7 protein-coding genes and 1 pseudogene are annotated in these 9432 nt (G+C 67.3%); 1 reads left to right on the top strand and 7 read right to left on the bottom strand.

The genetic code is table 11. The annotated features are described in order from the left end of the window. The 5 genes and pseudogenes from NET02_RS15290 to NET02_RS15275 all read right to left on the bottom strand — a co-directional run. Positions 1-1068, bottom strand: a 1068-nt coding sequence (locus tag NET02_RS15290; protein WP_488624070.1) for a WD40/YVTN/BNR-like repeat-containing protein, incomplete at its 3' end; no start/stop codon positions are given. 32 nt (positions 1069-1100) lie between these two features. Then, positions 1101-1556, bottom strand: a pseudogene (locus NET02_RS16610) (WD40/YVTN/BNR-like repeat-containing protein); the annotation flags it as partial. Between the two features lie 345 nt (positions 1557-1901). Beyond that, the gene (locus NET02_RS15285) at positions 1902-2123 is read right to left on the bottom strand and encodes a hypothetical protein (RefSeq protein WP_284058298.1); all 222 of its coding nucleotides are present in this window, start codon (positions 2121-2123) and stop codon (positions 1902-1904) included. Between the two features lie 127 nt (positions 2124-2250). Continuing rightward, positions 2251-2427, bottom strand: a complete 177-nt coding sequence (locus tag NET02_RS15280) for a hypothetical protein (protein WP_284058297.1) — start codon at positions 2425-2427, stop codon at positions 2251-2253. Positions 2428-2614: 187 nt separating this feature from the next. Continuing rightward, the gene (locus NET02_RS15275) at positions 2615-5539 is read right to left on the bottom strand and encodes a helix-turn-helix transcriptional regulator (RefSeq protein ID WP_284058296.1); all 2925 of its coding nucleotides are present in this window, start codon (positions 5537-5539) and stop codon (positions 2615-2617) included. Here NET02_RS15275 and NET02_RS16720 point away from each other — a divergent pair. Beyond that, positions 5525-6190, top strand: coding sequence for a Uma2 family endonuclease (locus tag NET02_RS16720; RefSeq protein ID WP_430981087.1), 666 nt, complete (start codon positions 5525-5527; stop codon positions 6188-6190). The genes NET02_RS15275 and NET02_RS16720 overlap by 15 nt on opposite strands. 210 nt (positions 6191-6400) lie before the next feature. Here NET02_RS16720 and NET02_RS15265 read toward each other — a convergent pair whose 3' ends face one another. After that, complete coding sequence (locus tag NET02_RS15265) at positions 6401-7159, bottom strand: YggS family pyridoxal phosphate-dependent enzyme (protein ID WP_284058294.1); 759 nt, start codon at positions 7157-7159, stop codon at positions 6401-6403. Between the two features lie 134 nt (positions 7160-7293). Then, positions 7294-9429, bottom strand: a complete 2136-nt coding sequence (locus NET02_RS15260; RefSeq protein ID WP_284058293.1) for an ABC transporter ATP-binding protein — start codon at positions 9427-9429, stop codon at positions 7294-7296. Positions 9430-9432: the final 3 nt, after the last annotated feature.

The raw sequence follows: 9432 nt of genomic DNA, 5'->3' as shown, positions 1-9432 counted from the left end.
CGGGAACGTCCACTGGAAACGGTATTTGTGGTAGTCGGCTCCGACCCCGAAGCCATGGACTTCCGGCCAGACGGTCACGTTGCGTTTCTGTCCGGTGCGGGGATCCCAGGCGATCAGCCGGCCGTGGCCCATCCCGGTACCGATACCGCCGCCGAAGACCCGGTGAGGCGGTATGGGGCTGACAGCCATGTAGCCGCTCTCGCCGCCGCCCGGCTCGACGTAGTTGATCCAGCTAATCGCTCCCTCGAAGCCGATGCTCGGGAGGCGCATCGCCCAGTTGTCCTGCTGGGAGCCATAGACGTTATAGGGCACCTGGTCATCGACGGTGACGTGATAGAACTGCGCGGTCGGCTGGTTGAGCGGTAGTGTCCAGGTCGTGCCGCCGTCGAAGCTGACGCAGGCACCGCCGTCGTTGCCGTTGATCATCCGGCGCGGATTTCGCGGGTCGATCCACAATGCGTGGTTGTCGCCGTGGGGCGTCGGCACGTTCTCGAAGCTCTTGCCGCCGTCGACCGACTTCCAGGCCTGGAGGTTCATGATCCAGACCGTATCGGCATCGGCCGGGTCGGCGATGACGTGCATGTAGTACCAGGGGCGGCGGCGCAGCTCGAGGTCGTCCGAGCCGCGCTCCCAGGTCTCGCCGTAGTCGTCGGAGCGGAAGAGCCCGCCGTCTTCCGCCTCGATCAGCGCCCAGACACGCCCGGAGCGCGGAGGCGAGGCAGCCAGGCCGATCCGGCCGAGCACGGCTGCCTTGGGGAGTCCCTTCTTGCGGGTGATCTCCTCCCAGGTGTCGCCCCCATCGAACGAGCGCCAGATGCCGGACTCCTCGCCGCCGCTCACCAGGGCCCAGGGGTAGCGCCGGGTCTGCCACATAGCGGCGTAGAGGATACGAGGGTTCTGCTCGTCGATCGTCACGTCGATCGCGCCGGTCTGCTCGCTCTTATACAGCACCTTCTCCCAGGTCTTGCCGCCGTCGGTCGAGCGGAAGACGCCGCGCTCCTCGTTGGGACCGAAGGCGTGGCCGAGCGCGGCGACGTAGACGACATCCGGATTGTGCGGGTGGATCACAATCTTGCCGATGTGGCGGGTATCGCGCAGGNGCGGAAGACGCCGCGCTCCTCGTTGGGACCGAAGGCGTGGCCGAGCGCGGCGACGTAGACGACATCCGGATTGTGCGGGTGGATCACAATCTTGCCGATGTGGCGGGTATCGCGCAGGCCGACGTTCTTCCAGGTGCGGCCGCCGTCGGTGGACTTGTAGACGCCGTCGCCGTGGGAGACGTTGCCCCGGATGCAGGCCTCCCCAGTACCCACGTAGATCACGTTGGGGTCAGCGTCGCTCACCGCGATGGCGCCGATGGCCGAAGTGCCGAAGAAGCCGTCGGAGATGTTCTCCCAGTGGGAGCCGCCGTTCGTCGTCTTCCAGACGCCGCCAGCGCAGGCGCCGAAGTAGAAGGTGCCTGGCTCGGTCGGATGGCCCGCGACCGCGACGACCCGGCCGCCGCGGTGCGGGCCGATCAGGCGAAACTCGAGCGAGCGGAAGACGTCAGGACCCATCTCGTGTCCTCCTTCCCTTCCACGTGGTCCCACCGGATTCTGACCGCCGCCATACGGGCTGTCAATGCGCCGTTAAGGGTTTCACTCCTCCCGCGGTGTTGCCTCTCGGGCTCTGTCGCAGGTCGCCATGCCCCCAAACCCGGGGGCGTCTCACACCGGTACGTGCAGGGCCGCTTCCCACGCAGGGGTAGATGTATCTGACGAGCGAGCCGCGGCAGCCAGCTCGGGCCCTCGAGTCCCGGCTGGCCGGACAACGCGAAACTCGTTCACTGGCGAAATGGGTGCCGCCCCACCAAGTACGGTGGGGCGGCACGCGGTTAGGGGATGGGGTATGGGGAGTTGGGCTCAGCAACCGGATGGGTGAGCGAGCTCGCTCTGCCCCGCCGGCAGTGCGGCGAGGCGAGGATCGAGGCGGTGGGCGAGGGTCATGAGGGCGTGGGCCGCTATCACCCGGATGGGTGTGCTCATGCCCAGGCCTGCCTCCCGCAGCCGGGTCGTCTCGACGAGCTTGCGCTCCAGCTCGGTGCGCCGGTGCTCGCTCAGTTTCTCGATCTCGTAGAAGTTCATCACGGTGGTACCTCTCTCGATTGCTCGTCACACACGAGTCTGCTTCAGTGCGGTCGTCGCCGCTCCTGTCCATTCGGCCAGGCCATCGGGCGAGCCCGGCCAAGCGGGGAGCGTGTACACGCCTTGCTCAGACCCCGCGTCCGATCTGTACCAGCCAGCTCACCAGCGTGGCCAGCACCGGGCTCAGTCGGTGCCGCTCGGGCGTCGCTCCCTGCACGGTGGCCACAATCTCGTGCCACCTGGCTCGCTCTCGCTGCATCACCCGCACGACCTCGTACACGGCAATTGGGCTCCAGCCATCCATCGTGAGGTGTCCTTCCGGTCTGTCGTCGCCGTCCGCCATGTCACACCACGAGCTTAGGCGGCTCGCTTCCCTCGCACATCGTCAGAACTGCGCAATTTGGAACGAGCGTTCGAAAACGTGCCAGGGCACAGGTGGTACGCAGGATTACGCAGGGATTGGGCGCGTACGTACGAGAGGAAGACTGAGGCTACAGCAACCCGTGTTCGATGGCGAAGCGGGTAGCCGCGGCGCGTGAGGAGACGCCCAGCTTGTTGTAGATGGAGCGCAGGTGCTGGCTCACGGTGCGCGGGCTGAGGAAGAGGCGCTCGGCCACCTGGGCATCGGTCAGTCCCTCGGCGACCAGGCGCAGCACCTCGATCTCGCGTGGGGTGAGGCCGGCAACGGCGCTGGGCGGTGTCCGGCCCGCGATGCGAGTGAGCAGGTCATCGACCAGCGCGAGCACCCGGACCGCACCGAGAGGGTCGCAGATTGCGCGCGCCTCTTCGATGAGTGAGCGCGCGCTCCCGGGTTGCCCGGTCACACGACGCAACTCGGCGAGCGCGAGCAGGGTGAGAGCCCGCTCGAGGAGAGCACCGCAGGCGCCGGCAAGTGCGAGAGCGGCGTCGAGGTGAGCCGCTGCCTCATCGTACCGCCGCGCGTGTGTCTCGAGTTCGCCCATGAGCCGGTGCGCGGCGAGCAAGGCCAGCGGCTGGCGCGGCTGCTCGGCCCAGGCCAGGGCCTGCTCGGCGTGGTGACGTGCCAGGGAAAGCTTGCCGGCCGCGCGGTGATACGCCGCCCAACCCAGTTGCCCCTCGGCGCGCCCGAGCACTGCGCCGCTCCAGTCCAGCCAGCGCTCGTGTGCCTCCAGCCAGGCGGCGGCCAACTCGAGGTTCCCGTCATCGAGCGCCAGTGTAGCGGCAAGGCGCTGCAGCGGGAGCGTGTCGAGCAGAATAGCGTCGCCTGGCTCGCTGGCAGGGCCAGCCGGCAGGTGCTCTCGGATCATCCGCCAGGCGACGTCGGGCTGCCCCTGCTCGCGCGCGAGCAGCGCGAGTGCCATGCGGGCGAACGGTCGCCAGTTCGTGCGCTCGCCGGGCGCGGAGACCGCCCGCGCGAGCTCGCGCGCCTCGGCCCAGTCGCCCTCGATGAGCAGCAGTGGTAGCCAGGCGAAACGCGGGGGGAGATCGGAGAGCGCACCGCTGGCCCGCGACCATGCCTGCTCGGCCGCCTGCGCCAGGCGACGGCGTTCGGCAAGGTCGTCAGCGCGGTAGGGCAGCACGACCTCGAACAGCTCCAGCAGTAGCGCGTTGCCGACCTGGTAGTGGTGCTCGACTGCGCGATAGGCGGCTGATGCTCGCGCATAGGCCTGGCGCGCCTCCTCAGGCCGCCCCAGCGTGGCGAGTGCGCTCGCGATACCGCGCCAGGCATTGGCATAGCCGGAGGTGCCGAGGGCGTGTGCCGGTGGGCGGGTATCGAGCTGAGCTCCCAGCGCCAGCGCCTCGGTGCCACGCCCGGCGATCGCCAGCCAGCTCACCAATGCCCCACGGTAGTGGTACTCGTCGGGCGGATCGCCGAGCTGTTGCTGGAGCGCGCGCAGCCGGCCGCGCTCGTCGGGGCTGAGCGCATCGATGGCCGCGACCCCGGCTTCCAGGTCGGCCAAACCGCCCCGGATCTCGCCGCTCGTGCAGAGGAGGCTGCCGCGGAAGCAGCCGATATATGCGGCGAGGGCGTGGTCGCTGGCCTCCTCGGCGAGCGCGATAGCATCTTCGAGGTAGCCGAGCGCCTGGCGAGGGTCGGCGTAGCGGCGCATCCGTGCCAGGCGATAGAGGAGCTTGGCCCGCTCGCTCGCCGGAGCGCCCTGGGCTTCCAGCAGTTGCAGAGCAGCCTCGAAGCGCTCGGCGGCGGTCAGCAGCGCATAGGCGCGCTGGGCTCGCTCGCCGGCCCGGATCAGCCACTCGGCGGCACGCGGGTCGCCGGCCCGCTGCAAATGGTAGGCGACCGCATCGGGGTCGGGAGCTGGCAGGGCGAGCAGCGCCTCGGCGACGCGGCGGTGCCAGGCCCGCCGCCGTGGAGGGAGCATCCCCTCGTACAGTGTCTCCCGGATGAGCGCGTGTGCGAACCGCACTCCTTCGCCATGGCGCAGGGCGTCCAGCAGGCGAGCTTCCACCGCGCTTTCCACGACCTCGAGCAGGGTCTCTTCGGAGAGCTCGCTGACCGCGCTCCAGAGGCTGAGCGACACCTCCTCACCGATGACCGACGCGACCGACAGAAGGGTGTGAGCCTTCGTGCCGAGGCGAAGTGAACGGGCCTCGATCACCTGGCGCAGCAGCAGGGGTACACGGGCCTGAGCCAAATCACCGAGGAGCCAGGTCTCCCCTTGTAGCTGGAGCAGCCGCTCCTCCTCGAGCGTGCGCAGCAGCTCGACGATGTAGAGCGGGTTTCCCTCGGCACGGTCAGCGAGATAGCCGACGAGTCGCTCCTCGTCATCGCTCGAGAGACGGTAGCGCGCGGCGATGAGCTCGCGCACGTGGTCGAGCTCGAGCCGGCGCAGATCGAGGCGTACCGCGCGTGCCTCTCGGACGAGGAGCGGGAAGAGGGTGAAGAGCGGATGGCGGTGTGTCAGCTCGTCTGCCCGATAGGTGACGACGATCAAGAGCGGTAGCATCGCGGCGCTGCGGGCCATGATGCGCAGCAGGTCGAGGCTGCCAGGGTCGGCCCAATGCAGATCTTCGAGCAGCAGCACGAGCGGTTGTTCCCGGGCAAGGGCTGAGATGAACTCTCGCACCTGAACGAAGAGCGTCGCCTGGTTGGTCGCCTGTTCGGGGGCGTCGCCCAGCGGTGGCAACGCGGGGCGATCAGGCCGTGGTGCCTGGGATAGCACTTCGATCCACGGCCCGTACGGTGGCGTCTCCGTCAGGTCGTAGCAGTAGCCGGCTAGCACGAGTGCCCCTTGTGCCCGTGCTTCCCTGGCAAGAGCTGCAGCTAGGGCTGTCTTCCCGATTCCAGCTTCCCCGCCGATCAGAACGAGCCCGCCGTTTCCAGCCAGGGTTGCCTCGAGGCGCTCCCGGAGCGTTGCCAGCTCGCGGGCTCTGCCGACCAGTATCGAGCCAGGTTCGTTGGGATGCTGTATCACCATGCCAGCTACCATGACACCTGCATACGACTGAGGACGGGCGAGCGGAACGTATGTGCGAGTGTATCACCGGTATCCCGCGCGTGCATCTGGGGGAGGAGAGTCGGCAACGCGTTCTGTGGCAGGCAGACCTGCACTGTGGTATCTCTAGGCCACGGTGCTCGAAAGGATATCGCCGTGGAGAGGCAGAGCGCGNGCGTGTCGAGGGGGATGGTACTCGATCCGATCCGGACCTACCATTCATCGGAGACCGAGGAGAGCGCCATGGCCGTCACCGAGCTGATCACCCGCCGCCGGTTCACGGTGGATGAGTACCACCGGATGGCCGAGGTCGGCATCCTGGGCGAGGATGACCGGGTGGAGTTGCTCGAGGGGGAGATCATCGAGATGAGCCCGATCGGCTGGCGGCACCAGGCATGCGTGGATCGGTTGATCTACAGGCTGGTGCCGGCATTGCAGGGCCGGGCGATCCTGCGTCCCCAAGGCCCCATCNGGTGGCGCCGCAGGCCTTCCCCGACCTCGAGCTGGTCGTGGATGAGATCCTGGGGTGAACGGCAATGCTGCTCATCATTGCCCGGCATGCCGGTGAGCATGGGCAGGGCGACGAGGACGGCGATACCCGGTGGCGTGGCAACTAGGGAGTGCGCCGTGTGATCGCCAAGAGCATCGGAACGTGATCAGCGAACCATCGGCCAGCGGTAGGGGATAATTGGGAGTGGACATCACGGAACTGTCGAGGTCGAGGAAAAGAGCATGGCTGTCGCGGAGCTGATCGCCCGTCGGCGTTTCACTGTAGACGAGTACCACCGGATGGCCGAAGCNCTCGAGCTGGTCGTGGATGAGATCCTGGCGTGAGGGTTCCGGTCAGCGCGTCTTTGCCTGCTCGTCCCAGAAATGGCTAGCCGGCTGCGGCCGCGGGCCGAAGACGGCCGTGCCGACCCGTACCAGCGTCGATCCCTCTTCGACTGCGATCTCCAGGTCACCGGACATGCCCATCGAGAGGATCTCCATGCGCACGCGCGGGATGCCCTCTGCAACAATCCGGTCGCGGAGCTGGCGGAGTAGCCGGAAGCAGCGGCGTGCGTCCTCGGGGTCGGCCGAGAGCTTGCCGATGGTCATCAGCCCCTTGATGTTGAGCGTGTCGTAGCGCGCCACCTGCCGGACGAACGCGAGCGTCTCCTCCGGTGCCACGCCGAATTTGCTCTCTTCTTCGGACGTATTGACCTGGATCAGGACATCGAGGCTGCGGCCGAGTCGTTGCAACTGCTGGTCGAGCTTCTCCACCAGCCGCATCCGGTCGACCGACTGGATCATGCTGGCGAAGGTGAGCACGTCCTTGACCTTGTTGGTCTGGAGATGGCCGATGAAGTGCCACTCGATCGGCAGGTCTTTCAGTTCCTCGTACTTGGCCAGCGCCTCCTGGGCTTTGTTCTCGCCGATTAGGCGCTCGCCGGCCTCAACAGCGACCCGGATCCGCTCGGCAGGCACCGTCTTGGTTACCAAGAGCAGATCCACCTCCTCCGGAGAGCGGCCAGCCCGGCGGCAAGCGTCCCGAATACGGCTACGAACCGCCTCCAGGTTGGCGAGAATCAGCTCGCGAGTTGCGGTGGCTGCCTGTGTCATCGTTAGCGTCCTTCACCACTCGGAGCGCAAGCGCCCCCAGGAGAAGAGGATAGCTGCGCGCGCCGGTGCTGCAAACAGCCAAGCCTCCCCCGAGACGATTGGAATTGGATGCATCGTTGGGCTCGATGGCCTGCTTAGCCCTGGCCTGGCGAGCCGATGGCTGCCTCGCTCGCCGGGACGGTCTTGGCGGCCAGTCCGGCCTGCTCCGCGAACTCGGGGTCGTACAGGTGGCAGGCGACGAAGTGCCCGCTGCCGATGTCGCGCAGTCGCGGCTCGATCCTGTCGCATGGGGTGAAGCGATATGGGCAGCGGGTATGGAAGCGGCAACCAGACGGAGGGTTGATCGGGCTCGGCACATCGCCTGGCAGGATGATGCGCTGGCGCGCGCCGCGTCGATCCGGGTCGATCCGCGGGACAGCCGAGAGCAGTGCTCTGGTGTAGGGGTGCAGCGGGTTGCCGTAAAACTCGGCGTTCTCGGCCAGCTCGACGATCTTGCCGAGGTACATCACCGCGACGCGGTCACTGACCGCCCGCACGACGCTCAGGTCGTGGGCGATAAAGATGTAGCTCAGTCCCAGCTCGAGCTGGAGATCCTGGAGCAGGTTGATGATCTGGGCCTGGATCGAGACATCGAGCGCCGAGACTGGCTCGTCGAGGACGATGAAGTCCGGGTTAGCCGCGATGGCGCGCGCGATGCCTATACGCTGCCGCTGGCCGCCGGAGAACTCGTGCGGGTAGCGGTTGGCGTAGGCAGGATTGAGCCCGACGCGCTCGAGAATGTGACGCACCCGCTCCTCCACCTCCCGCCCCTGGGCTAGCTGGTGTACCTCGATCGGCTGGGCAATGATGCTGCCGACGGTCCGGCGGGGGTTGAGCGAGGAGAATGGGTCCTGGAAGACGATCTGCATCCGCCGGCGGAAGGAGCGGAGCTGGTCGCCCTTGAGCGAGCGCAGATCCACGCCGTCGAATCGGATGGCCCCTGCAGTCGGCTCCAGCAGCCGGAGCACCAGCCGCCCGGTCGTCGTCTTGCCGCAGCCAGACTCGCCGACTAGCCCCAGCGTCTCCCCCCGGTATACGGTGAAGTCGATCCCGTCGACGGCTACGACGTCGGCCACCTTCCGCTGGAGGATGCCGCGAGTGATCGGGAAATGCTTGACCAGCCCTTCGACCTCGAGCAGCGGGCGACGGTCGGCCGCGCGCCGCACCTGGATCTCTTCTCGGGCGATGATGCGGGCCGGCATCTCAGTCCGTGACGGCTCGTAGAGCCAGCAACGGACGGTCTGACCCTCCGGCAGACGGAAGAGCGGCGGCTCCTCGATACGGCACTTATCCCAGGCGTAGGGGCAGCGGGGGTGGAACGTGCAACCAGAAGGCAGCCGGGCTAGGTTCGGCGGCTGGCCGATGATCGGGGTCAGCCGTTGGCGTCGCGGCTCGTCGATCCTGGGCAGGCAGTCCAGCAGCCCCCAGGTATAGGGGTGTCTGGGGGCGGTGAAGAGCTGCGGCGTGGTGCCCTGCTCGACGATACGCCCGGCGTACATGACGTTCACGCGGTCGCACACTTCGGAGATGACGCCTAGGTCGTGGGTGATGAAGATCATCGCCATCCCGAAGTCACGCTGGAGTTCCTTCATGAGCTCGAGGATCTGGGCCTGGATCGAGACATCGAGCGCGGTCGTCGGCTCGTCGGCGATCAGGAGCTTGGGGCGGCAGGAGAGGGCCATCGCGATCATCGCGCGCTGGCGCATGCCGCCGGAGAGCTGGTGCGGGTAGGCCTTGAACCGTTCGGGCGGATTGGGGATGCCGACGCGTGCTAGGAGATTGATGGTCTCTTCGCGTGCCTGTGCCCTGGTTAAGCCGCGGTGGAGGACAAGGGCCTCGACGATCTGATCGCCGACCGTAAACACCGGGTTGAGCGAGGTCAGCGGCTCCTGGAAGATCATGGCGATCTCGTTGCCGCGGATCTCGCGCATCTCGGCCTCGGAGAGGCTGAGCAGATCCTGTCCGTCGAACCAGATGCGCCCGCCGACGATTCGCCCGGGCGGGCTATCGATCAGCCGGAGGAGCGAGAGACCGCTGACAGTCTTGCCGCTCCCCGACTCGCCGACGACGCCGAGCACTTCACCCCGGTTGAGCTGGTAGCTGATCCCGTCGACTGCCCGCACAGTCGTCCCACGATGGAAGAAGTACGTGCGCAGGTCCTCGACCCGCAGGAGCTCGTCCCCTGTCGGAGCGCTCAACGGCTGGTCACGGCGCGGGGCCGTCCTCTCCACGTT

The organism is Thermalbibacter longus (genome assembly GCF_023806485.1).
Taxonomy (GTDB): Bacteria; Chloroflexota; Chloroflexia; order Thermomicrobiales; family Thermomicrobiaceae; genus Thermalbibacter; species Thermalbibacter longus.
Note: the sequence above shows the minus strand (reverse complement) of the source record. Positions and strands in the feature narration are given on the sequence as shown.

Coding starts and splice junctions, on each gene's coding strand:
- NET02_RS15285 (WP_284058298.1), bottom strand. CDS start 2,123: ATGAACTTCTACGAGATCGAGAAACTGAGCGAGCACCGGCGCACCGAG.
- NET02_RS15275 (WP_284058296.1), bottom strand. CDS start 5,539: ATGGTGATACAGCATCCCAACGAACCTGGCTCGATACTGGTCGGCAGA.
- NET02_RS15265 (WP_284058294.1), bottom strand. CDS start 7,159: ATGACACAGGCAGCCACCGCAACTCGCGAGCTGATTCTCGCCAACCTG.
- NET02_RS15280 (WP_284058297.1), bottom strand. CDS start 2,427: ATGGATGGCTGGAGCCCAATTGCCGTGTACGAGGTCGTGCGGGTGATG.